Genomic DNA, 24,313 nt, shown 5'->3' with positions numbered 1-24,313 from the left:
TTATCCTATGACCCGTCATGTATGGTTATTATTGGTTGGTTTAGTCATACTGCCCACAAGCTTTCTTGCCACTCAAGTGTCAGCCAAGGAGGTTACCGTTGCGATTGGGTGGAATAAGCCGCCCTATGTCGTGCACGATACAGACAGTGGTTTTGAGCTTGAATTGACCCGCTATATACTCTCCCAACTTAACCACAAAATGACGGTGATCTACATCCCATTCGGTCGCACGCCTAGCCTATTAAAGAATGGCCAAGTCGACATCGGGTTAACCATGAATACTCATCACGATATTAACCCCGACTGGTTATCAAAACCCTACGTAGCATATCAAAATGTAGCTATTTCACTGGTCTCAAATGATATTGTCTTAACCACGGTTGATGCCTTGCGCTATCATTCTGTCGTTGCCTTTCAAACCGCGAAAACCGTGTTGGGCGAACGCTATGCAAATGCTGTATCAAACCGCCCCGACTATCTTGAATTACCAGACCAACAAAATCAGGTCTCATTATTACTGCGCGGTAGCGTTGATGTGGCCATCATGGATGAAAATATATTTCGTCATTTCCGCCAAACAGTCACACCAGACTTACGCGAAAAAGCCGTTCGAATTCACCGCCTATTTCCCAAAAGCCTCTATGCTGCCGGAATCGTTGACGATGATCTCCGCTTCGCATTTAATCGAGAGCTAGCATTAGCGTTGGCCGACGGTACTTATTCTCAGTTGTTGCAGCAGTTCAACTTAATCGACCTGCTCAACCGTCCTGATTAACGAGGTAAGTCAATGAAATACCTACTAGTATTGAGTTTTGCGCTATCCTTGAGTAGTTGTGTGAACACGCCACAAACAAAGGGTAGTTATACGCAGTGGTGGCAACTCAACGCCGTTGAGTTAGTCACGCAGCTGGAGCAGGGCAATGTCACCAGCGTTGAGCTTGTACAACATTACAACCAACGTATCGAGCGATTCGATTGGGATGGTCCGCGCATTCAAAGTGTCTTAACGCTTAACCCTAACGCACTTAAGGAAGCACAACGACTGGATGAACTGCGTAGTCAAGGGCAAGTACTGAGTCCGTTGCATGGTATTCCCATTTTAGTGAAAGATAATATCGACACCAAGAACTTACCAACTACTGCAGGTTCGTTAGCACTCATTAACAACGATACTCAACGCGACGCACCGATCATTCAGCGGCTCAAATCCGCGGGCTTAATAATTCTCGGCAAAACCAACTTATCGGAATGGGCTAACTTCCGCTCGGAAGATTCCATTAGCGGCTGGAGCGGTGTTGGCGGACAAACCAGAAACCCGCACGATCTCTCGCGCTCTCCCTGCGGATCGTCCTCAGGGTCCGGTGCGGCGGTTGCCGCCGGCTTTGCACCAGTCGCAATTGGCACTGAAACTAATGGTTCTATTATTTGCCCAGCGAGCATGAATGGGATTGTTGGCTATAAGCCCACGGTTGGCCTATTACCACGGACCCACATAGTGCCCATATCTCCGAGTCAGGATACCGCAGGTCCTATGACAAAATCAGTGCATGATGCTGCGCTGTTGGCAGCCATAATGGCGGGGCCAGATAGCCAAGATGAATTGAGCAAAGGTACTGAAACCTTGGTAGAAGAACTCCAGCAAGCACTGAGTCCTTCGCTAAAAGGGGTGCGGATTGGAGTCATGCGCACCGAACAAGGGCGTAATGCAGTAATTATTGACGTGTTTAATTCAGCGCTCACGGCACTGTCAGCCGCGGGTGCGGAGTTAGTAGATATTACCGAATATAATCCCCCAGAAGATTTTTGGGATGCCTCATATCAAGTTCTTCTCAGCGAATTTGAACCCAGTCTCAATGCATATCTATCGTCCACTCCCAATCAAGAACAGCCACGCTCGTTAGCAGACTTAATCGAGTTTAATGCGTCCTCTGAACGTGAACTGATGCTGTTTGATCAATCTATTTTTGAGAAAGCCAGCAAAGCCCCCTCGCTTGAGAGCCAAGACTATAGAAACGCCGTCAACTTGGTTCAACAAGCCACTCGCGCCGAGGGTATTGACCAGTTACTCGCCGACTACAATGTTTCTCTGCTAGTTGCGCCCAGCAATAACCCAGCCTTTATGATTGATGGCATTTATGGTGATCATGGCCCATGGGGCTGGTTAGGTTTTGGCTGGGCAGCAGCAATAGCGGGCTATCCTCATGTTAGTATTCCGATGGGTGTGTACAAGCATTTGCCGCTGGGCATCAGCATAATAAGCGGTCAATGGGAGGATGTCGCTGTGTTAAACGCAGCTGCAGCTCTGCAACAACAAATAAGAGTTGAATTAATGCCTGCTGCAATATCCAGTGATGGATGGCAGAAGGAACAATCAGTTTGGCTTCCGATAGAAACGAAACCGCGATAAAAACTGATTAAACCAAGAAAAAAGGTGCACGCTATGAATGTAAGTGCACCTTCAATAAAAAACTAACCGGGTTTCTTAACCCAAGCAGAACACCAACCCTTGGCATTCACTTGCTTACCAGGGAATATCGCACATGGGCGCCACTCTGCACCTGCATCACCCTGCACATACATACAATTTTCACAGTTAGCACCGTCAACGGTCGATTCATGCGTGTATTGCAAAGCCTTGGCAGTAGGGTCATCAAGACTCAATTGCTCCTGCGCCTGTGTGCGAAGAGACACACCCCCTAAGGTCAATCCAATCAAACCCGAGCCAGAGAGTTTTAAAAAATCGCGACGATTTACTTTACTCATTGAGCGCTCCTTAAGCGTTTCAATTAAAAAATTCACTATTACAAATGATTGAAAACACGAATCATTCTTAATTACACATTGCTAATACGGCAAAGGCCCACCATTCGGTGAGCCTTTGTACAAGTGATACGAGGATATGTTCAATCAGGTTCAATGCCAATCAAAACTTAAGTGGGAATTGATCTATGTCACCCCCTAACGCAAACACTTACTCTTCATCCAATTCTGATTGTTGACTACTGCCGAGGATATTAACCATCACATACACAACACCGAATACCACCACAGTAACCACGCCACACACAACCAATAACTGATCAAGATTTGGGATCATTCTAAGTCTCTCTGCATAAGTTCTAAAGGCTGGATTGGCGTGTCAGGTTTAGCGTACGCAAACGCCCCCAGACGTTTAGTTTTATGATAACTAACCAACCCACTAATGGTGATACTACCTAATTGCTCAATATCTAAATAACCAGTTTTATCGATACAATCATCAGCTAAAACCACCTCAACAATTTGACCAATCACCAACTCCGTTTGATTAATCGCTAAGTATTGAATGTCTTGCACTTCAAGGCTAATTTTTAGTGGCGATTCAGCGACATAACTCGCAGCCACCGCGGTTGTTGACTGACGCATAAATCCCACTGCATCAAATTCACTGGTTTGATAAGCGTAGCGTGCGGATGTTTGATGCGCCCGCTTTAGCATATTCTCGGTCACGGAATTAAGCGTGTAAACGCCGGTCTCTTTAATATTCTGTAAGGTATCGCGTTGCACAGTATGAGGCCGCATTATCATGCCTAACAAAGGCGGGTTTGCACCAATATGTACAACACTGCTTACAATCGCTAAATTATCTATTCCCTGTTTACTTCGCGTGGCAACTAAATTAGCACTTTTGAAGCCAGACAAGCTGTTGATAAACTCTGCGCGATACCGCTGTTCCATCTGTGCAATGTCACTGGCATTGACTCGATATTCACTCATCGTCACGTTTCGCTATGATTTCAATCCCAAATTCAGTCGGGTTGAGCATTAGTTCAATCGGCTGGCAACAAATCTGACAATCAACCACTTGTTGCTGACCAATATCGTTCTGTTGATCTATTTCTAAATCGTTGTAAGCCATACAATAAGGGCACTCAAACTGTGCCGCGTCAGTTAAACTCATAAGCAATGACGATCCTGTTTTTATAGCAAAAAGTATAAGCTATTAGCGCCAATACCCATTTCTAGCGAGGTGCTCAAATTAAACTTATAAATCATTACGGGTTTACAACGTAAATGGATTGTCTTACTACGCAAAACAGCCGAACCCCAAAACATGGCCAGTGCCCATTGTGTTTACGCGCCATGCACTTAACATTCCATCACTTGATACCGCGGAAGATGCATCGTCGTAGCTTTTTTAAGAAAAACTATACTAAGCACGAATTGAATAACGGCATTATGATTTGCGAGCCTTGCCATAAGGCGTTGCACCGTTTTCACTCAGAAATGGAGTTGGCCAAGCGATTCAATACGCTGGCTGACATAAAAGCGGATAGCCAATTAGCTGCGCATTTTTCATGGCTCAGTAAACAACGCGTCAAAACGCCTCGGTGATACAGTAGCATTTACATTCACACTAAAGCTGTATATAAATACAGTTATATTGTGAATGGTATTATTGCGAATGGGATAATGTGAAGCAGCTACCGACTTTTTACTACTTAGATAACTTTAAGGAGTGTTTAGCCTACATTGCAGGACCATGCAAACATCTGCTCGCCCCTGAACAAGAGCAGTGGTTAGCTTACTTTGACGACCTGCCCAATAACAGCCAATGTGTGGTCGCACGTTTAGCAAATCGTAAACACCCGCTGATTACGCGCGATAGTTTGTACTATCCTGAAATAGCAAACAACGATGAAGCCATAAGCCATGTAGCCGAGCTGAACTGGCTGCGCAGCATCGAAGCGAGTGACATCAGCTCGATTTTACCGCTTTTAACCAAAGCAGACTTGGTCGGGATGCTTCGTGAACAAGGGATCCGATGCCCTTCTGCTTACTCCAAACAACAACTACTTGAGTTAGCAGAGCAGCAACTATCGCCGCAACGTGCAACCCAATCGAATATAACAAAACGCTATTGGTTGCGTAATTTTGATGTCACGTTGGCTTACTTCATGTTTCTATTTTTTGGCCACACTCATGGGACTATGACGCAATTTTCAATGCGTGACCTTGGCATCATGCGCACCCGCAAAGATAGCCGCAACACGCAATCACATTTTGCTAATCATGCTGAAGCACAATCGGCCTTTTACTATGCACAGTTGCGTGACGAAGTGAAAAATAGTATTTCATCTATGGCACTACGCATCGAATTAGCGGCATTACCTGAAGCCTTTGGTCACTTGGCCCAGCGCTATAGAGACGAGGTACTTTGGTTGTTGGGCAAAGCGTTCCTTGCAACTGACAGACCTTATGCAATGAATTTGTTACGCGCCTCGCAACTCGATACCGCGCAAGAGAAATGGATCCGCGAAACCTATAAAGACGGTGACAAAGCTCAAGTGCAACAACAGCTGGAGCAAATGCTTAATGACCCACCGAGTGATGAATTACTGGTGTTTGCTAAAGACTTTCTGGCGCTTAAATTTAAGCAAAAGCGCACCAGTCGTTTAACCGACCTGTTACAGCAAACAACCTCAGTATTACCCATAGATGAGATCTATATGGGTCATGTAGAGCGTGGAGTCGTTGATTATTATCAACGTCATGGAGAACTCGCGCTGCGCACGGAAAACCGCTTGTGGTTGACCCTTTTTGGTTTGAGTTTTTGGGACATAATATATGCCGATGACCCACAGTCCCTAAGCAACGAGTTTGATATTCGCCCTAAAGTACTGGTTGAAAACCGGTTGTACCAAGACCACGCAGAAAAAATCGAAAAACTCCTAAACGACTGGCAAGAGCCTGCAACATTTCACCAGCACCTAGTAGCTACCAGCGCGCGCAATTACGGCAAAGTCAATTCGTTGTTTCAATGGCACGCACGCTTGCTAGAGCCATTAAAACTTTTGCTGGAGCACGCTAAACCGGCGCAATATCTCTCGTTATTGCGGTCCATGGCTAAAGATTATTCAAGCCTCAAAGATGGTTTTCCTGACCTTATGGTCATAACCGATGAACAACTGCGTTTTGAAGAGGTCAAAGCCCCTGGCGATAGTTTACGACGGAATCAACTGGTATCCATTAATCGTTTGAGTGAATGTGGATTTGAGGTTCGCATTACCAAAGTTGAGTGGTGTCGAGACCCAATGCAACCCTACGTCGTTGTTGACATTGAGACTACCGGAGGACAGTCTCGCTTGCATCGGATCACCGAGATTGGCGCGGTAAAGCGAATTAATGGTGAGACGGTCGCAACATGGCAATCCTTAATCAATCCACAACGACGTATTCCTACTAACATCACTGCATTAACCGGGATTGATGATGATATGGTTGCTGAAGCACCTGCATTTGCGGAAATTGCTGAAGATTTTGCAGCATTTACCGACGGCTGTATTTTTGTCGCACATAATGTCAACTTTGATTATGGCTTTATTCGACAGGAGTACGAGCGACTAGGAGCGACTTACCGACGTCCTAAATTTTGCACCTGTGCTGAAATGCGCAAAGTACACCCGGGATTAAAGTCCTACTCACTGGCAAGTTTAACCTCGCATTTTGAGATTAAAATGCAGCGCCATCACCGCGCCATGTCTGATGCTGAAGCCGCTGCAGAATTGCTCGCTATTATTCATGAGTTACGCGACCAAGCGCAGTTGAGTTAGCGTCCGCGTCCCATCTTGTATTGAGTGGGGCAGTATCCACGTTCTATACCTGCAGGCCGGAGTTTCAAATGTTTAGTGTTGCGCCCGCTCACACGCGCACGCCAGTTTTTAAAGGATTTGGAGTTTAGCTCACTGCGCATTAACTTAATCACTTGCGGCTCAGACATTCCGTAAAGCTGCTCTATGGCCTCAAACGGTGTGCGATCTTCCCAAGCCATCTCGATGATCCGGGATTTATCTGCTTCAGCGACCACCATCACTGGCCTCAATGGCTTGAATACTTTGCCACAGCGTTTCCGCTTCTTCAGTGAGCCTTGAGTACGTTCTGATATCACCGTTGCGTTGGGCTAACATGGCTTGCTCTAGCTTTCTATCGTACTGCTTGCGTAGTTTTTTGGTGGGATTTGTTCTTAAGAAACCAAACATAAACGTTTACCGATTGTGACTAACCTCAAACGATACGTTAAATGCCACGTGCCCGGATCAGATAACTCTGTTCTTTTTCCATTTATCGCAAAAGTAGGCCGATGATTTTGCAAGTTCCTGCGGTTTGACTAAGTTTATAGATAACCAGTAATGAGGCGCAATTGCGATGGACGAGATTAAAACAAAGCATTATCACCTGTGGCGTGAAAACGATGTACTCGTGGCTGTCGTCAAAGGCCAGTATGATTTCATTGCCACCCAAGCCTACTGCAGAAATTTTAAGACAATCGCCGCACCCCTTATAAACGCTCCATGGGGTCATATCACCTATCTGGATGAATGGGACCTTGCCACGCCAGATTGTATTCAATTGATTGCTCAACTTGAGAATTGGTGTAAAAGCAATCGATTGGCCTGTGATGCGTTGGTGTATCGCGCCAGTGGGATCAAAGACTTTGTTCTGTCAGCAGCAATGGCGACCAGCAAAAATCCGGACGTGTATCAACATTTTGAATACTCTGCAGACGCACTAAATTGGCTGCGTGAGAAAGGGTTTAATCCAACTAGCCACACCTTGAGCCCACTAAAATGTGCCTAACACCGCGAGGTTTCCTTACTTACTTCTACTAAAATATAGAAAAAGTAATCCAAGCATTGGTATTCCAGCTTGAACACTTGCTCCCACTATCTTCCCCGTGCTGAAGTATAAAACGAGTCCTGCTGCAATCATGGATAAGCTCGAAAAGACAGCGATTGACAATCCGACGTTTTCCTTCCATTTACTTTCAAACAGCAGACCCCCTAAAACTCCAACGGCAAGAAATAAATTATAAAACCCCTGGTTGAAGGCAAAATTTTGCATCGTTTTTGCTTGCTCTAAGCTTTCTGCGCCAAATAGCTTGTATATCGACTCAGACATAAAGAAAACGCTTTCAAGAGCAAAAAAACCTACATGAAAAATCCCTGCAGTCGCTATCAAAATACGGCTAATCCACCACATAAATACTCCGCTAATAGTTCGATGAGTAAGACGTCAGCTCAACTACTTAATTATTTAAAAATAAATATCTCACTCGCTTTTCGGCGTATAAAAATCCGAAAAATTTTAGATCCAATGCCAATCATCATGCGTAAAATTAAACGCACTGTTGAAGTGTGTACGCGTTCTTGCTGTTTGGCCCACCTTGTGTGGGCCTTTTTTATGAACGAAATGACCAGCTCATGCCTGCGAGCAAACGTGACCTGCCCTCGACTAAGTCCACCCTTACAAACCAAGCAAAATCTGTAGCGCCAATATCAGCACTGAGTTCAGCTGACATCCCGTGACCATCACCAAGAAAATCTTCAGTTAATTCCGCCCGTAAACCAAACTCTGGGCTAACGTAACTGTAGTGCGCAAAGTATTCGATCGGCTGTTGCCCAAGTACAATATTTCCTTCTAGCCCCAGCACTAGTTTAGATTGACTGTTTTCAGCGCGTTTGACCCATTCAGCAAAGACGGTATGTTCTTGAGCGAACTTGTAACGAAACTCACTACGGATAAAGTTTGCTTCCGTCATTCGCTCTAAGCTAAATTCGTAACTACTGCGTTTGTCCATGCGCGCTGAATATTCCAGTTCAACATAATCTAGCTTGTCGGGAGCATTGAACGCACGCGCCGGATCTAACTCATTGAGTTGTCCAACAACCACTTCAAATTGGCTGCTATTGTCCAGTTGTCGCACATGACGTACCCCAGCAATCCAGCCGTCCTTGGATAGACCGGAGGACGACACTCTTCCTTTATAGGTTGGAATAATGCCCAATTCGGTCTTGCCGTAGCTGGCCTGATGACGCAGATACAAGCGACGCAAATAAAAATAATCTGCTGCACCATCGTCGACGGTGTTATGGCTGGAAGCAAAGTCATCACCGGTTACCGCAAAGGCATGGGCACTCCAGCTATTATCAAAAGTAAATTGGGGGTAATAACGCGCACGATATTGATACCGCACCGCTCGATCAGAGCGCTTATCGACTCGACTCTGTAAATCCAGTTTTTGACTGAAACTAGCGTTTACGGGCGCAACCCAAGTACCATAGAAAAGCGCAAATCCAACCGCAAGAACACCAAATCGGGTCAACAAATATAGACTCCTTGATTAAAATAGAACCAGCATCATTGAGCACTGCTAGTCAATATTAGCTGACTCGAATTAAGTTTGCTCACATTCATTTACACCCAGTTGATACAAAACCTTGCGACCTAACTGAACCAAAACTCACTTATAAATGATTTTTGCACACGTTTGCGCAAGCAAGAATAAGAAACCCCTCTAGTAGAGGGGCCTTCTTAAAAATCCAGCATTCGCATTAGCGACCGTGCTCAACAGCTATAGCTTATGCCATACCAAGCTTCTTTTCTAAATAGTGGATGTTCGTACCACCAGCGGAGAAGTTCTCGTCAGCCATGATCTTACGTTGCAACGGAATATTTGTCTTAATCCCTTCGATCACCAGCTCATCTAGCGCATGACGCATGCGCGCGATGGCTTCATCACGGCTTTCACCGTATGTGATCAATTTACCAATCATTGAATCATAGTAAGGGGGAACGCTATAGCCAGCATAGATATGCGAATCCCAGCGCACGCCCAATCCGCCCGGCGAATGAAACATATTGATATTGCCGGGGCTAGGAATGAATGTATCTGGATCTTCAGCGTTGATGCGGCACTCGATAGCATGTCCACGCACTTTGATTTGCGACTGATCGATAGACAAGGGTTGACCTGCTGCAATGCGCAATTGCTCTTTGATCAAATCAACCCCAGTGATCATTTCAGACACTGGATGTTCAACCTGAATACGCGTATTCATTTCGATGAAATAGAATTCGCCATTTTCGTACAAGAACTCAAATGTTCCAGCACCACGATAGCCAATTTCTATACACGCACGGCGGCAGCGTTCACCTATCTTGTTACGCATTTGCTCAGAAATTCCAGGTGCAGGCGCTTCTTCTACAACCTTCTGATGGCGTCGCTGCATAGAGCAATCACGTTCCGCTAAGTGGATGGCATTGCCCTGACCGTCGGCCAATACTTGGATCTCAACATGGCGTGGATTCTCAAGAAACTTCTCCATGTAAACCATGCTGTTGCCAAACGCGGCACCGGCTTCCGCCTGTGTGGTGCTGATGGCATTGATCAATTCAGCCTCGCTGCGCACCACACGCATACCACGACCACCACCGCCACCCGCGGCTTTAACGATTATTGGATAGCCAATACGCTTGGCAATACTTTTGTTCTTTTCAGTATCGTTGGTCAATGGTCCATCGGAGCCAGGCACACAAGGCACCCCCGCTTTCTTCATCGCACTGATGGCAGAGACTTTATCGCCCATAAGATTGATGGTATCCGCGGTTGGCCCAACAAAAATAAAGCCAGAACGTTCGACCGCCTCTGCAAAATCGGCATTTTCGGCTAGAAATCCATAACCCGGATGAATAGCAATGGAGTTAGTTACTTCTGCGGCCGCAATGATCCGAGGAATGTTCAAATAACTTTCAGTGGCTGATGGCTTACCAATACATATGGACTCGTCGGCCAACAGCACGTGCTTGAGATTCTGGTCAGCAGTGGAATGCACTGCGACAGTCTTAATCCCAAGTTCTTTGCAAGCGCGTAAGATCCGTAAAGCGATCTCTCCACGGTTTGCTATCAATACTTTATCAAGCATAGTGGGATACTCGCTTATTCAATAATGAACATCGGTTGGTCGAATTCAACAGCGTCTTGGTTTTCTACCAAAATCTCACGCACAACTCCGGCTTTGTCGGCTTCGATTTGGTTCATCATTTTCATCGCCTCAACGATACACAATGTGTCACCAACATTGACTGTTTGGCCAACCTCAACAAAAGGTTTCGCTTCTGGTGATGACGCACGATAGAAAGTACCGACCATAGGTGACTTAACCACGTGACCGCTAATTTCAGCCACTGGAGCAGCTGCAGGTGCGGCTGGTGCAGCAGGAGCCGCAGGTGCTGCTACGGGTGCAGCATATTGCATGGGTTGCTGCATAACCGCTTGGCTAGAGCCGCGATGGATACGCACCGACTCTTCACCTTCAGTGATCTCAAGCTCTGCAATTCCCGACTCTTCCACTAACTCTATGAGTTTCTTGATCTTTCTAATGTCCATAATTTGTCTCTGTCTTTTAAGATTGTTGTTTTAAGTAAGTTACAAGTGCATTCAGTCCCAGGCTATAGCTGTTTGCACCGAAGCCACAGATAACACCTATGGCAATATCAGATAAATATGAGTGCTGACGAAATGGCTCACGCGCATGTACATTGGATAAATGCACCTCAACAAAAGGCAGAGCAACGCTCAGCAGTGCATCTCGCAGTGCGACACTGGTATGCGTAAATGCCGCTGGATTAATTAAAATCCCTTGATACTCGCCTGCAGCAGCATGTATTGCATCAATCAGTTCGTGCTCAGCATTGGATTGCACGTGTGCCATCTGAATACCTAACGCGTCGGCTTCTTTAGTCAGACGCGTAACGATGTTTTGTAGACTTTCTGAACCGTATTTTTCTGGTTCACGGGTACCCAACATGTTTAAGTTGGGGCCATTAAGTAACAGTAACTTCAAAATTTCGCAGCCATTTGCAATGAACGTGCAGCTAAACTAACACATTAACTCCGTCATTTAACAGATTGCTGAATATTTAACCTGTTATTTGACTCAATTTACACTCAGACAGGAATTATAGACAAAACCTGCAAGATCTCAGCAAAATACTGGTCTAATGAGGTTTATCTTGCTTTTTTGCCGACATTTTAGCGAGGTTGGTCGTCAATAAATCGAAAAGGAAGGGATTCATAATTGCCGTGAGATAACGGCCGATAGACTGCAAAATGCAAATGTGGCAATGACGAAAAGCCTGTGTTACCGGAATAACCAATCAACTGACCTGCAGAAACGCGATCGCCGCGGTTTACTTCTACCCCACGATGCTGCAGATGGTGGTACTCACCGGTCGTACCATCATTATGTAAAATAACAATATAGTTGGCATAACGCGCATAGCGACGTGAGCTTCCACCGCGGGTGTGCGACGCTTCAGTATCAATAACAATACCGTCCCTTGCTGCATGGATGGGTGTGCCTACCGGAACAGCAAAGTCAACCGCATAACGCGATGCTCCGGTATGACTAAATGCCCCACCAAAGCCTTGCACTTTAGTAAATGCTTGTTTCGCGGCAAAGGGGTAATAATAAACTGTATTTGGGTCATGCTTGGCGTTTAGGCGACCACCAGCCCATTGCACTGAGTATCGCAATCGAGCCAGAGATTTTGCATCACCTGACTCAAATTGCACTATGGTAACTGGCTTTGTAGATAACAAATTGACGGTTTTTTCTAGCTCTTGTACGCCGTTGCTGGTGCGCCAAGATGCATTGATGGTAACGACCACGGGATACTGGGTTTGATTATACAGTTGCAACCGGCCCGAACGACTTTCTCGGTCAACACAGAACCAACCATCAAAACAGTCAGCTGCCAGACTAGCGCTTGAGAATAACCAATAAAACAGGGCGAGCAACAATGAGTGTCGCTGCAATCGCGTTGCAGCGACAGGCCGAGTAGCGCTACTTAGGAAGGTTGCGACGAACATGTGCAACAAAAGGTTCCGCACGCATAAAGCCGGTGACTCGCGCCTTGCTCAACTCCCGCCCAGTTTTATCAAAAAATAAGATGGTGGGTAAGCCGAGCACAGCAAAGGTTTCTTGGAACTCAAGGTTCGACGGTGTGTTATCCGTCAAATCAATTTGCATCCAAACGGTTTCGCTCAGTGCGTCAACCACAGCCGGGTCGGGAAAGGTGTACTTTTCAAATTCTTTACATGCAACACACCAATCAGCATACAAATCGAGCATTACACTTTTACCGTCACCCACTGCACGGCCCAATTTAGCTTCAAAATCGGCTAAATCTCTAACTACCACAAACTCCGGATGCGTTGACTCAACCTTTACTGTTTCACCTGTTGAGTGTTGCCCCCCTTGGTTGAATTGCAGCGTATTGTAGCCATAGAACGCTGACGCAATAAGGCCTGCAAAAATGACAAAGGAACGTACGCCTTTGGCAAAGCTAAGTGACGTTTCTTGATTCATCACGTAGAAATAGCTAAATGTGGCAAAACCCAGAACGGCATACATTACATCTGTCCACATGCTGATCCATAAGCGCTCAATAAACAATATCGCAACCGCTAACATCATAAAGCCAAAAGTGACCTTAACCACGTTCATCCAATTGCCCGCTTTAGGCAACAACTTACCCCCGGTCATGCCAAACAGAATAAGCGGTATACCCATACCAATACTCAGCGCATACAAAGAAATAAAACCTAAGGTTAAATCACCGGATTGAGCGATAAATAACAAGATCCCGGTTAATGGTGCTGTGGTGCAGGGTGATGCGACCAAGCCCGAAATCATGCCCATAAAAAATACCCCAATCCAACTACCACCTTTCTGCTGGTTACTTAGATTATTGAGCTTTTCTTGCCAACGACTGGGCAGTTGTAATTCGTAGGCACCAAACATCACCAGCGCCAACAATACAAAGATGACGATCAGTACAATCAATATTGCTGGATGTTGCAGTGCGGCCTGGAACTTAACGCCGGCAGAAGCGACAATCAACCCCAGTAAAGAGTATGTGATCGCCATACCCTGCACATATACAAATGACAGGGTGAAGGCTTTTGAGGTTTTGATTTGTTTACCCTGTCCAATGACAATACCGGATAAAATCGGGTACATCGGGAATACACAAGGCGTAAACGCTAAACCGATGCCTAACGCCAAAAATAGCAACAGAGTAATCAGCAAACCTTCGTCAGACGCTAGGCGTTCAGCTAAGTCAAACTGTTGAGAAACACCAGATTCACCGGTTCCATCGCTTTCTTCGATAGCGTTAGCGGTTAATTCACTATCTGTATTGTCACTGCCTACTGCATCTAAATAAATCACCCGTGTAGTCGGTGGGTAACATAATCCAGCCTCAGCGCAACCTTGATACCGCAGTTTTACCGAGCCGTCTTGCTTGGCTTCCTCGATAGGAAACGTTAACGATAGCTGGTTGAAAAAGACCTCAGATACACCAAAAAACTCGTCTTCAATTTCAGTCCCGACTGGAAACGTGGGTTGCCCTAAAGTGACATCTTTAGTGACCGTTTTAAATTGCTTCTTATAGAGGTAATAACCGTCGGCAATATCGAAAGTAACCAGCAATTCATTGCCGCGCTGGCTGAAGTCAAACTGAAAGGCTTGCTCTTCTTTAAGAAACTGTGGTTCTTCAGCAAATATATCTGCCAGTGGATCACCACCATTCAGTCCCTGTGCCTGACATGCCCATGGAAAGGCCAACGCCAAGGTGATAACCAATAAAATGATATTTCTATACTTCATGACAACGCTTGTTTCATCCAATTCAAATAATCTTTGCTCGCGTGAGCATCCAGTACAACCCATTCTGGTAAATCATAGGGATGCATGCTTACCACCAGCTTATATGCAGCCTCAAGTTGGTCCGGCAAGGTTTTTATCAGTAATTGATATTCTTGTTCTTCAACTACATCTGCTTGCCATTGATAAACCGATGTAAGTCCCTCAATAACATTGACACACGCCGCTAGCTTTGCCGCGACCAACGCACGAGCAAGGTCAATTCCGGTAGCCCTATTTGGCACTGTGCACAGTACCAACGCCAACTTGTTCGATGAGTTCATAGCATTGACCTGATAATTGCTCAAAGCATTTCAAAATTGTCGGCATAGTAACAAGTCCCTATGTCAACGACTATGGTAAGTTACATACGTAAGTGTCGGAATTGTTGATCGACCACGCGTAAATATTTTGCGTTCGCTGTACGCTAGCATCGCGTTTTGACTCATATTTTCTTACACTAACTACCTCCATTGCAGGCTTGATTTCAATCCGAACAGCCCAATTGCAATAGGGTAAGCACAGCAGAGGATATTATTTTTGGGCATCTTATTTTTATTGTTTGCGATTATGCCAATTGTCGAAATCGCCTTGTTAATCCAAGTCGGTGAGGTAATTGGTGGTTGGAATACGGTCGCCATTGTTATTGTCACCGCTTTTGTTGGCGCGTATTTGGTGAAGCGTGAGGGTCTTTCAACGCTGCAACAAGCACAAACTAAAATGCAACAGGGGACCTTGCCCGGCGACGAACTTGCACAGGGTTTGTTACTTGTGATTGCTGGTGTGTTGCTTGTCACCCCCGGTTTTGTCACCGACATAATCGGACTGCTTTTTACCTTACCTCCGACCCGTAAATTATTTGCGCGAGCCTTATTACACAGAATGGCAAACAGTCAGCGGGTACACACCCATGTATTCACCCAAACCGGATTTCATTCATCCGGTCAGGATGGCTATACCCGCCGCTCCAATGCCGAGCAAAGCGATATTATCGAAGGTGAATACCAAGAACGTAAGACCGACCCGAATCAGCAAATCGACAACTCTGAAAAACCCTAAACAAGTCTTGTCGACTACCAAGAGTAAAAATTTTTAAAATTTTTCATCGAAAGCCCTTGAGTTTATCAGGGGCATACCCATTTAACCCCGCAGAAAAAACTTTTAGTCAGTCCGTTAAAACGGACGTTAGATAAAAACCCAGTAAATTTGGAATTTTCAGGAGATTTGAAAATGGCAATTCGTCCTTTACATGACCGCGTTATCGTTCAGCGCGAAGACCAAGAAAGTAAGTCTGCGGGCGGCATCGTATTAACCGGTTCTGCGGCAGAAAAGTCAACTCGTGGCAAAATCATCGCTGTGGGAAATGGTCGCGTACTTGAAAATGGCGATGTTAAAGCGCTTGACGTTAAAGTTGGCGACACCGTTATTTTCAATGACGGTTACGGTGTGAAAACCGAGAAGTTAGATGGTGAGGAAGTTCTCATCATGAGCGAAAGCGACATCCTAGCTATCGTTGAGTAAGACTTTTAACCCACACAGAATTTAGAGGAAGAAAAAAATGGCAGCAAAAGAAGTCCGTTTTGGTAACGACGCCCGCACGAAGATGTTGGCAGGTGTAAACATTCTAGCCAACGCAGTAAAAGTAACTTTGGGTCCAAAAGGCCGTAACGTTGTTCTAGACAAATCATTCGGTGCGCCAACAATCACTAAAGACGGTGTATCTGTGGCGAAGGAAATCGAACTAGAAGATAAGTTCGAGAATATGGGCGCACAGATGGTTAAAGAAGTTGCATCGAAAGCCAACGACGAAGCGGGTGACGGAACAACCACTGCAACAGTTCTAGCGCAAGCTATCGTAACTGAAGGTCTGAAGTCAGTTGCAGCGGGCATGAACCCAATGGATCTGAAGCGCGGTATCGATAAAGCGGTCACTGCAGCGGTTGAGCAATTGAAAGCAAACTCTGTTCCTTGTGCCGACAGCAAAGCCATTGCGCAGGTTGGTACTATTTCAGCAAACTCTGACTCAGAAGTCGGTGAAATCATTGCTGAAGCGATGGACAAAGTGGGCAAAGAAGGTGTTATTACCGTTGAAGAAGGCCAAGCCCTGCAAAACGAGTTAGACGTTGTTGAAGGTATGCAATTTGACCGCGGTTATTTGTCACCTTATTTCATCAACAACCAAGAAAACGGCGTTGTTGAACTAGACAGCCCATACATCCTGTTGGTAGACAAGAAAATCTCCAACATCCGTGAATTGTTACCGACTCTTGAAGCGGTAGCAAAATCATCTAAGCCGTTAATGATCATTGCTGAAGATGTAGAAGGTGAAGCTCTAGCAACGCTAGTGGTTAACAACATGCGCGGCATCGTAAAAGTTGCAGCTGTGAAAGCACCAGGATTTGGTGACCGTCGTAAAGCCATGCTACAAGATATCGCTATCTTGACTGGCGGAACGGTTATCTCTGAAGAGATTGGTTTAGAGCTTGAAAAAGTTCAACTTGAAGATCTGGGTACTGCCAAGCGTGTCGTGATCAGCAAAGACAACACGACTGTCGTTGACGGTGCTGGTGAAGAAGATGCGATCCAAGGTCGTTGCGCACAAATTCGTGCTCAAATCGAAGAGTCAACATCTGACTACGACAAAGAGAAGCTTCAAGAGCGTTTAGCGAAACTTGCTGGCGGTGTTGCGGTAATCAAAGTTGGCGCAGCAACTGAAGTCGAAATGAAAGAGAAGAAAGCGCGTGTTGAAGATGCCTTGCATGCAACGCGTGCCGCGGTAGAAGAAGGCGTTGTTGCCGGTGGTGGTGTTGCTCTAGTACGCGCAGCATCAGCAATCACTGAACTTCAAGGTGATAATGAAGATCAAACTCACGGTATCAAATTAGCACTACGTGCAATGGAAGCGCCATTGCGTCAAATCGCTTCAAACGCTGGTGCTGAAGCTTCTGTAGTAACCAACAGCGTTAAAAACGGTGAAGGTAACTACGGTTACAATGCTGGTAACGATACCTACGGTGATATGATCGAAATGGGCATCTTGGACCCAACTAAAGTGACTCGTTCTGCGCTCCAGTTTGCAGCATCAATCGCGAGCTTGATGATCACAACTGAAGCAATGGTTACTGAAGTACCGAAGGAAGAAGCGCCAATGCCAGATATGGGTGGCATGGGCGGAATGGGCGGCATGGGCGGCATGATGTAAGCCAGCCTCGCGCTCTAGCTTTAGACAAACCCACGCATTTCAAAATGCGTGGGTTTTTTATTGGGGTAGAATAAAACTATTGCCCTGAGTAAGCTACACTGATGACAGGCGAGTTAACCTGAGACACCAGATGGAAGAGAATTTACTCGAAAAAACCGGTAAAACACTAGCGCAATGGAAAACAACACTAGCACCTAAAAACTTTAGCAAGCATGGAGAGATCATGGCCTTTCTAAAAGGCGAATGTGGGATCAGCCATGGCTATGCCAATTTTATTGCCCATAAATTTCGCGAAAGTGATGCGGCCAGCAAAGACCCAGAAGAATTGGTTAATTCGCAATATAAAGGTAAAGAGAATCTCAAACCGATTTACACTGCATTGATAACGCAAATTCAAACAATCGGCAGTGATGTGGAGATCGTCCCCAAGAACAAATCTGTTTCGTGTAAACGCAAACGCCAGTTCGCACTCATTCAACCCAGTACAAAAACGCGTATCGATCTGGGCTTGAAGTTCAACGACAGAGCTTGTGAGGGTCGGCTTGAATCATCCGGCCCCTTTGGCACTATGTGTTCTCACCGAGTGCAAATAACTGAACTTGCGCAGGTCGATGATGATTTATTGCAGTTAATCATTGCCGCCTACGCAGAAGCCAGCTGAATTAGTGATTATGCGCCTCGTGCGCTTTTTGACTCGGTATAAAGCGCTTGATGATCTGCCAAATCATTAATACTGCAAGCACAATAGCGCTTAATGAATAAATTAAAGACTGCATGTCTGAGTGTACGCCATGGGCCAGGTTAATACTCAAATCGAACTGCGCAATAACCCCATCCAGCGCCCAGCCAGCAATTAAAGCACTGCTAATCAGCGCCACTAAATACACCAGCAACTCACGCTTGCCCAATTCCTGTTTAATTACCATCAATGTTGCAATGTTTGTCGCCGGTCCGGTGAGCATAAACACCAAAGCAGCTCCCGGCGATACACCCGCCATCATCAGTCCTACAGCAATAGGCGTTGATGCAGTCGCACAGATGTACATTGGGATCGAAACCATGACCATCAACAGCATTGCCATAGGGCCTGACCCGTACTCTGCCATCCAGTTAGCCGGCACATAGGTAACGATGAGGGCGGCAAAAAAGAGACCGATAAGCAACCATTTCATGAAATCCGCTAGCAATTTATCAAAGCCGTAATGCAAAATAGCTTTGCTTTTATTCCACAATGAGGTTTGTTGCGGATTAGGTGCCGCGGACTTATGACAGCAGGACTTGGTCGCTGGCTGTTCTACCTCAATCGTGGACTCTCGCCCCCAAATTGCGATAGCGATACCGGTAACGACCGCAGAACTGATCGCAGCAATAGGCCGCGCAATTGCCATTACAGGCCCCATTAGTGCGTATGTTATACCGATTGAATCAACACCTGTCTCGGGGGTTGCAACTAAAAAGCTCGCCGTACTTGCCTTGCTGGCACCGCTGCGGCGGATCCCCATCGCAACGGGGATCACTGAGCATGAGCACAAAGGTAAAGGAGCGCCGATAACCGCAGCAGTCAACACTGAACTGCGTTTACCCAGGGTTTTATCAATCCATTGACGTGGTATAGAGTGGTGAATAACCCCGGCCAGCAACATTCCTAAGAGTAAATAGGGCGCTGTTTCGATAAATAGTGCAATAAAATTCTCAACGACAAGCATGCGCGTCTCCAGATCCAGGGGTTGCCTCTAATTGACGGATAATAGAACAAAATTCTGCGCTTTCCGCACCTCCACAGCACTTATTTGCCAGGGTGTTTAAGGTATTTGCCATACGCTGTAATTGCGCAATCTTCTCTTCAAGTTCAGTCAATTTGGCTAATGTAATGGCTTTTGCTTCTGCACACACATGACTGTCTTTCGCATCTTTAATGGTCAGTAGATCTGCGGTGTCTTCCAAACTAAAGCCACTCTCTTTGCAACGACGAATAAATAATGCCGTCGCAAGGTCGTCCTCGGTGTAATCGCGATAGTTGTTTTCGCTCGATTTTCGCGGCTGTAACAAGGCGCGCTTGTCATAATACCGCAATGTGTGAGCGGTTAATCCACTCTTTGCTGCCAATTCACTGATCTTCATAATCTGCTCAATATCAATCACTGTTTATTCCAAACCAGCGGCCTATCTATAAATATTATAACGCTACTAGTTTGCTAGTTGATTATAGACCTTAGAGCATACTCTAAGGTCAAACAAAAATATTGCAAATAAAGCTGTTTATTTATACAGTTGTTTTATCAATTTGAAACCGGTGCAATAAATGCGACGTTCTCTAGCGAAATGTTTGGCGACCCTGTTAATTATTGGATTATTTGGATTAACGCAAAATATCGACGCCGCCACTTACGAAAAAGGCTCACCTATGCAAACAGCGAAAGGACAATTCAACGTCCAGCTTCAACCACAAAAAGATCTAACCAATAATGCAGGTCGATTGCTTATCGATAAGAGTTATACCGGCGACTTCTCTGCCAGCGGGACTGGCCAAATGTTAAGCCACCGCACACACGTCGAAGGTTCTGCCGGATATGTTGCAATAGAAACCATTGATGGTGAGCTAAATGGGCAAAAAGGTACTTTTGTAATGCAGCACTCAGGTTCGATGGCTGCCGGTGAACAACACTTGTCGATAACCATTATTGCTGATTCAGGTACTGGGGAGTTAACCGGTATTTCCGGTTACATGGAAATTGATATCCGCGAAGGGCAACACTTTTATTCTCTGCACTACCAAATTTAACCTTCCGGAAACCGTAATAAAAAAGCCCGCATAAAGCGGGCTCTTATTACAGATTATGTTGCGACTATCAGCTTAGATACGCTCGTTTAGTACGCTAGCGATAGGAGAGTCCATAAGACCATTTTCTGACACCCAAGCGCGCAAGGTTAAACCATCAGCCTCTGGTGCATTCAATTGGCTCTTCGGCATTTTTTTCACAAGTAGCGAACCTGATTCTACTGCACCTGATAAAAACGCAGTGCGGATCAAGCTGTTACCACCACATGAGATACCGTTGTAGTAATCTTGCAGCTTCAAGCTGAAGTTCTTTTCAACGCTAGACATTTTCTTGCGTAGCTGGCCTTTGTCATCCGCTTGTACAATTGTGCAGATGTTTTGTAACTCATTTTCAACGCTTGCAGATGCAGTGTTAGTGAAACCTAAAGATGCTGCTACTATTGCTACAGAAATTACACTTTTCAACATGATATTTTCCTCTAAATTGTTTGGTAATGTTTGAAAACGAGCGCATTAAACACTAAGCCTACTGTTCACAAAATAAACAGGCTTATACATAGGTATACTTTTTAATACCGGTTAAATTTTAACCAACTAAATTTGGCGCTAAAAACCCTCCTGAAAATAAACTTAGGTTACTGTTTTATATGAATATATTTTAAGTATAGAAATGACTCAACCTGTCGTAATGCGGGCGATCATCACGACAAAACTATTTTTAATAAAGCGTGAAAATAATGCTTTTTGCATAAAAAAAGGGCCTTTTTCAGGCCCTTCTGTCGACAACAAAACATATAAAAATAGCTATTTAATTCTGTATCAGGATAAGTCTCCCAAAATTAAACGTTATAATTCAACGTAAGGGCTTGTTCCAAATCCCGGACCAAAAACGATAGCATTCAATAAGATACGATTCACGCCGCGCGTTGCACCGCGGAAATTAGGTTGTCCTGAAAACAAAATAACCTGCCCTTTACCCGCTTTCTCACGCGTAACATAGGCCGAGTGTGCAATACGCTGCGCTGCTTCGGGCCATAGCAAACCGCTCATGCGTACAACCGTTGTTGTATCATTCGGTTGGGTATACCAGCTGGTAAGCGACTCTTCGCTAGTCTTAGCATCAACGTAAACTCCGACCCGCACCACGCTGTCGACGCCATCAGCGGCCATAAGAACAGGTTGTCTGCCGTACAGCAAAGGCAATACCGAGTTGACACCAAAGGTTAGCCAATGCTCTTGGTCAGTGCGTCCGGCGACCATTGCGCCGCGAGGCATAAAGAGCTTCTGCCAATCATCATGCTGTTTGAGTAAGTCTTTGCTAGGGGATTTTTCTGCTCCCGTCCACGGATAGCTGACATCCGCAGGTAACGTATGTGATTGTGTGGCTGATAGATCGATATCGCCGTAACTGGCTAACCACTCCCGTTGCAAAGCAATATTGTACTCACTGGCTTTATCAAAGGTTTCGTGGATCTGACGTACCCGACTAGCCCCCTCATTCTTAGCTAATTTTCCTGCACTTGCGCCATGCGCAATCAGTGTACCGCCTTGTTTAATCCACTCATTCAAAGCACTAATATGACTGTCTTCCAATTTGCCAAACGTGACCGGCAGGATCAAAACGTTATAACGGCGCAAATCGATGCGCGTGAGCATATTAATGTTAACCTGACTATGACTCAGGCCTAAGTAGCTGTCTATTCCCCACCAAGTAGCACCTACATCATAGCTGCTCACATTACCGTGGCTTAGTAAACCAATTCTCGGCTGCTGCAACAGTTTAAAGTGGCGACCTCCCCAGTCAGGCAAATCACCCTCGCCAAAACCGCTGGTATGCGCGCTTAACCCCAAGGAAAACTTATCTGCCATAGAGAGTAATGTAGCTTCGAGATCGGTTTGGGTTAAATTATCCATACGCGTTACAAACACCGAGCCACGCGCAATACTGCGTTGATTAAACGTTGTTTGTTTATCAGCAACGCGAACCTGAATTCCCTGCTCCATCAACTGCGCAGCAAAACCCAGGGCGTTATCATCGGCGCCATTGACTGACCAAGCGATAGCATTATCAGCGAGACTATGGGTAATGCCCGGCGCAGTATATTGCACAATATTGCCATCAATATGCTCAGGCACCTCATATGCCTCAAGCCCATACATCATGCTTAAATTCCAGGCAGTGGTGTCATACATGATCGACTGACCACTGCGCAGCAATTTTTGCCGCTCCTCGCGCAATACTTCCGCACTTACTTGCGCGTCAAACTCCATGATCGCAGCCAATAAGCGAGCTTCAGGCTGACGATTGCGAATGATCAGGCTGCCCTTTTGGATCTCGACGTCATTGACCTGACCGAGCTGATCAACAGCATCTTCTGCCGTAAACAATTTCGTTGCCACGTATACTTCGATATCTTGCGCCTGTAACTTGTCAACAAATGCGCTTAACCGACTCTGGTTGTCAGTCGCTTGGATAATGTAAGTCTTGTTAGCGTATGGACCCTTCTTGGCAACATTCTCTTTGCGTGCCTGCCAGTAGTCTGCATACATAGCGTCTGAATGCTGCGCGAGGGTTTGTAAATTCACGATCGTACTCACAAATTGATGGTGTACTGACTCCATGTAGGTTTGCACCGTACCTTCTGGTCGCTTTACCCCATCCTCAGCCATTCGCGACTGTTCGTATAAGATATGCATGCTACCGCGGTATTCTGCGTAATTTGAATAGCCTGGATACCAGTTTTCAAACCATTCACCGGTATAGTAACGCCAGCTCCGCTGATCAAACGCTGCGCCTTGATCACGGGCAAATACCTTCGCCCATTCTTGCAAGCTAGCGCTAATATTAGTATTTAAAGGTTGTCTTGGCGGGCCCATTAGATAGGTATCCTGTGCGCCCATTTCATGCCCGTCGATCATTAATTGTGGACGCCAACGATTGATTAGCTTTACTCGACCTTGCGTTTCAGGTTGAGTTAAATAGAAGAAGTCGCGGTTCAAATCAAAAAAGTAATGATTGGTTCTACCGTAAGGCCAATCTCCCTGATGCAACAACGACTGATCATCGATGTTTGGTGCAGTCCCACGATATTGCTCAAGCGACTTAGCAAATCGGGCTCGACCATCAGGGTTCATAATAGGGTCGATGACTACAACCATGTCCTCAAGCATATCTGCGGTGGCTTGATCTTGGGCTGCAATAAGGTGATAGATGGCGGCTAGTGCAGCATCTGCTCCCGAAGTTTCATTACCGTGAATGGAATATGCCATCCATGCTATTGCTGGTAATTCACGGATCAGTTTTTCAGCCTCGGTATCGGAGGTCTTTCGTGGATCTGCCAGCGCATCTACTTTTTGTAAGATGTCTGTTTCCTGTGCTAGCAACTTTGGTGAGGAGATAAGGACCGCATACAATGGACGTCCCTCATGACTGCGCGCGTATTCAATGACGCGCAAGCGATCAGACTGCTTAGCCCATATATCGATTGCTTGCATGATCTGATCGGGTGTTGCTACCCGTTGTCCCACCGCAAAGCCTAAAACCTCATCAGGGTGAGTGATGTCCTGTCGATAATCCCCTTCGAGAATTTTTCCCGCATAGTTGAGAGCAGGGTTGGGGGCAGGCTTCATTAATAGAGAAGCATTCGCTGTGGGTGCGCTAACAATCAACACTACCCAAAATGCGATTAAACAAACAATTATACGTTGCATACTAACTCACTGAATTAAAGAAAGTTATCCAACCATAACGGCAGTATGACCACGGTGCAATGATGTTTATAGCAAATGCGCGCAGCTAATCGC

At 45.7% G+C, this 24,313-nt stretch carries 28 protein-coding genes; 10 read left to right on the top strand and 18 right to left on the bottom strand.

The genetic code is table 11. From position 1 onward, the window contains the following. Positions 1-7: 7 nt before the first annotated feature. Together CSH92_RS12145 and CSH92_RS12140 are read left to right on the top strand one after the other, a co-directional pair. Positions 8-775 carry a substrate-binding periplasmic protein gene (locus CSH92_RS12145; protein WP_100657915.1) on the top strand — a complete coding sequence of 256 codons (768 nt, stop codon included), beginning with the start codon at positions 8-10 and terminating at the stop codon, positions 773-775. Positions 776-787: 12 nt separating this feature from the next. Then, on the top strand, positions 788-2,407 hold the full coding sequence (locus CSH92_RS12140) for an amidase (RefSeq protein ID WP_100657914.1): 1,620 nt from the start codon (positions 788-790) through the stop codon (positions 2,405-2,407). Positions 2,408-2,469: 62 nt separating this feature from the next. Here CSH92_RS12140 and CSH92_RS12135 read toward each other — a convergent pair whose 3' ends face one another. The 4 genes from CSH92_RS12135 to CSH92_RS12125 form a co-directional block, all read right to left on the bottom strand. After that, positions 2,470-2,763, bottom strand: a complete 294-nt coding sequence (locus tag CSH92_RS12135; protein ID WP_100657913.1) for a high-potential iron-sulfur protein — start codon at positions 2,761-2,763, stop codon at positions 2,470-2,472. Positions 2,764-2,971: 208 nt separating this feature from the next. Next, complete coding sequence (locus CSH92_RS17335) at positions 2,972-3,097, bottom strand: hypothetical protein (protein WP_276307873.1); 126 nt, start codon at positions 3,095-3,097, stop codon at positions 2,972-2,974. Beyond that, entirely contained in the window at positions 3,094-3,756 is a 663-nt protein-coding gene (locus CSH92_RS12130; protein WP_100657912.1) for a flavin reductase family protein, read from the bottom strand. Before CSH92_RS12130 ends, CSH92_RS17335 begins: the two co-directional genes overlap by 4 nt. Next, a complete protein-coding gene (locus tag CSH92_RS12125) occupies positions 3,749-3,940 on the bottom strand; it encodes a zinc ribbon domain-containing protein (RefSeq protein WP_100657911.1) in 192 nt (63 codons plus the stop codon). The genes CSH92_RS12130 and CSH92_RS12125 overlap by 8 nt, the downstream gene beginning before the upstream one ends. A 113-nt stretch (positions 3,941-4,053) precedes the next feature. Between CSH92_RS12125 and CSH92_RS12120 the strand changes: the two genes are divergently transcribed. Continuing rightward, a complete protein-coding gene (locus CSH92_RS12120) occupies positions 4,054-4,374 on the top strand; it encodes an HNH endonuclease (RefSeq protein WP_100657910.1) in 321 nt (106 codons plus the stop codon). An 80-nt stretch (positions 4,375-4,454) separates the two neighbouring features. Next, positions 4,455-6,593 carry an exonuclease domain-containing protein gene (locus tag CSH92_RS12115; RefSeq protein ID WP_100657909.1) on the top strand — a complete coding sequence of 713 codons (2,139 nt, stop codon included), beginning with the start codon at positions 4,455-4,457 and terminating at the stop codon, positions 6,591-6,593. On the opposite strand, the gene CSH92_RS12110 is transcribed toward CSH92_RS12115, so the two are convergent. Further along, positions 6,590-6,850, bottom strand: coding sequence for a TIGR03643 family protein (locus tag CSH92_RS12110; RefSeq protein WP_100657908.1), 261 nt, complete (start codon positions 6,848-6,850; stop codon positions 6,590-6,592). The two genes, CSH92_RS12115 and CSH92_RS12110, sit on opposite strands and share 4 nt — an antisense overlap. Further along, positions 6,837-7,019 carry a DUF6435 family protein gene (locus tag CSH92_RS12105; RefSeq protein ID WP_100657907.1) on the bottom strand — a complete coding sequence of 61 codons (183 nt, stop codon included), beginning with the start codon at positions 7,017-7,019 and terminating at the stop codon, positions 6,837-6,839. Before CSH92_RS12105 ends, CSH92_RS12110 begins: the two co-directional genes overlap by 14 nt. Positions 7,020-7,185: 166 nt before the next feature. Between CSH92_RS12105 and CSH92_RS12100 the strand changes: the two genes are divergently transcribed. After that, entirely contained in the window at positions 7,186-7,617 is a 432-nt protein-coding gene (locus tag CSH92_RS12100) for a hypothetical protein (RefSeq protein ID WP_100657906.1), read from the top strand. A gap of 15 nt (positions 7,618-7,632) precedes the next feature. Here the strand turns inward: CSH92_RS12100 and CSH92_RS12095 are convergent, their stop codons facing one another. From CSH92_RS12095 to cutA, 8 genes are all read right to left on the bottom strand, one after another. Beyond that, positions 7,633-8,019 carry a DUF1304 domain-containing protein gene (locus CSH92_RS12095; RefSeq protein ID WP_100657905.1) on the bottom strand — a complete coding sequence of 129 codons (387 nt, stop codon included), beginning with the start codon at positions 8,017-8,019 and terminating at the stop codon, positions 7,633-7,635. Between the two features lie 199 nt (positions 8,020-8,218). Then, on the bottom strand, positions 8,219-9,145 hold the full coding sequence (locus CSH92_RS12090) for a hypothetical protein (RefSeq protein WP_240612803.1): 927 nt from the start codon (positions 9,143-9,145) through the stop codon (positions 8,219-8,221). 253 nt (positions 9,146-9,398) lie between these two features. Next, positions 9,399-10,742, bottom strand: coding sequence for an acetyl-CoA carboxylase biotin carboxylase subunit (gene accC / locus CSH92_RS12085; RefSeq protein ID WP_100657904.1), 1,344 nt, complete (start codon positions 10,740-10,742; stop codon positions 9,399-9,401). A gap of 14 nt (positions 10,743-10,756) precedes the next feature. Next, on the bottom strand, positions 10,757-11,206 hold the full coding sequence (gene accB, locus CSH92_RS12080) for an acetyl-CoA carboxylase biotin carboxyl carrier protein (protein ID WP_100657903.1): 450 nt from the start codon (positions 11,204-11,206) through the stop codon (positions 10,757-10,759). Between the two features lie 16 nt (positions 11,207-11,222). Then, positions 11,223-11,663, bottom strand: a complete 441-nt coding sequence (aroQ, locus tag CSH92_RS12075; protein ID WP_205662177.1) for a type II 3-dehydroquinate dehydratase — start codon at positions 11,661-11,663, stop codon at positions 11,223-11,225. Positions 11,664-11,851: 188 nt separating this feature from the next. Next, positions 11,852-12,691 (bottom strand): M23 family metallopeptidase, encoded by an 840-nt coding sequence (locus CSH92_RS12070; protein WP_100657902.1) that lies wholly within the window; start codon positions 12,689-12,691, stop codon positions 11,852-11,854. Next, positions 12,666-14,492, bottom strand: coding sequence for a protein-disulfide reductase DsbD (locus CSH92_RS12065; protein WP_100657901.1), 1,827 nt, complete (start codon positions 14,490-14,492; stop codon positions 12,666-12,668). Before CSH92_RS12065 ends, CSH92_RS12070 begins: the two co-directional genes overlap by 26 nt. Next, entirely contained in the window at positions 14,489-14,812 is a 324-nt protein-coding gene (gene cutA, locus CSH92_RS12060) for a divalent-cation tolerance protein CutA (RefSeq protein ID WP_100657900.1), read from the bottom strand. The genes CSH92_RS12065 and cutA overlap by 4 nt, the downstream gene beginning before the upstream one ends. 256 nt (positions 14,813-15,068) lie before the next feature. On the opposite strand from cutA, the gene CSH92_RS12055 reads away from it, so the two are divergent. The 4 genes from CSH92_RS12055 (at position 15,069) to CSH92_RS12040 (ending at position 18,391) form a co-directional block, all read left to right on the top strand. After that, on the top strand, positions 15,069-15,587 hold the full coding sequence (locus tag CSH92_RS12055) for an FxsA family protein (protein ID WP_100657899.1): 519 nt from the start codon (positions 15,069-15,071) through the stop codon (positions 15,585-15,587). 171 nt (positions 15,588-15,758) lie between these two features. Beyond that, entirely contained in the window at positions 15,759-16,049 is a 291-nt protein-coding gene (locus CSH92_RS12050; protein WP_100657898.1) for a co-chaperone GroES, read from the top strand. A gap of 37 nt (positions 16,050-16,086) precedes the next feature. Further along, a complete protein-coding gene (gene groL, locus CSH92_RS12045) occupies positions 16,087-17,730 on the top strand; it encodes a chaperonin GroEL (protein WP_100657897.1) in 1,644 nt (547 codons plus the stop codon). Positions 17,731-17,860: 130 nt separating this feature from the next. Beyond that, positions 17,861-18,391, top strand: a complete 531-nt coding sequence (locus CSH92_RS12040; protein WP_100657896.1) for a DUF5655 domain-containing protein — start codon at positions 17,861-17,863, stop codon at positions 18,389-18,391. 1 nt (position 18,392) lies between these two features. Here the strand turns inward: CSH92_RS12040 and CSH92_RS12035 are convergent, their stop codons facing one another. Together CSH92_RS12035 and CSH92_RS12030 are read right to left on the bottom strand one after the other, a co-directional pair. Then, the gene (locus CSH92_RS12035; RefSeq protein ID WP_100657895.1) at positions 18,393-19,436 is read right to left on the bottom strand and encodes an SO_0444 family Cu/Zn efflux transporter; all 1,044 of its coding nucleotides are present in this window, start codon (positions 19,434-19,436) and stop codon (positions 18,393-18,395) included. Continuing rightward, positions 19,423-19,851 carry a MerR family transcriptional regulator gene (locus CSH92_RS12030; protein ID WP_100658217.1) on the bottom strand — a complete coding sequence of 143 codons (429 nt, stop codon included), beginning with the start codon at positions 19,849-19,851 and terminating at the stop codon, positions 19,423-19,425. Before CSH92_RS12030 ends, CSH92_RS12035 begins: the two co-directional genes overlap by 14 nt. 181 nt (positions 19,852-20,032) lie before the next feature. Here CSH92_RS12030 and CSH92_RS12025 point away from each other — a divergent pair, with 181 nt between their 5' ends. Beyond that, complete coding sequence (locus CSH92_RS12025) at positions 20,033-20,512, top strand: DUF3224 domain-containing protein (protein WP_205662176.1); 480 nt, start codon at positions 20,033-20,035, stop codon at positions 20,510-20,512. 72 nt (positions 20,513-20,584) lie between these two features. On the opposite strand, the gene CSH92_RS12020 is transcribed toward CSH92_RS12025, so the two are convergent. Continuing rightward, positions 20,585-20,977 carry a DUF3718 domain-containing protein gene (locus CSH92_RS12020; RefSeq protein ID WP_100657894.1) on the bottom strand — a complete coding sequence of 131 codons (393 nt, stop codon included), beginning with the start codon at positions 20,975-20,977 and terminating at the stop codon, positions 20,585-20,587. A 378-nt stretch (positions 20,978-21,355) separates the two neighbouring features. After that, positions 21,356-24,220, bottom strand: coding sequence for a M14 family zinc carboxypeptidase (locus tag CSH92_RS12015; RefSeq protein WP_100657893.1), 2,865 nt, complete (start codon positions 24,218-24,220; stop codon positions 21,356-21,358). Positions 24,221-24,313 lie beyond the last annotated feature (93 nt).

The organism is Neoalteromonas flava (genome assembly GCF_002807685.1).
GTDB classification, from domain to species: domain Bacteria; phylum Pseudomonadota; class Gammaproteobacteria; order Enterobacterales; family Alteromonadaceae; genus Alteromonas_E; species Alteromonas_E flava.
Note: the sequence above shows the minus strand (reverse complement) of the source record. Positions and strands in the feature narration are given on the sequence as shown.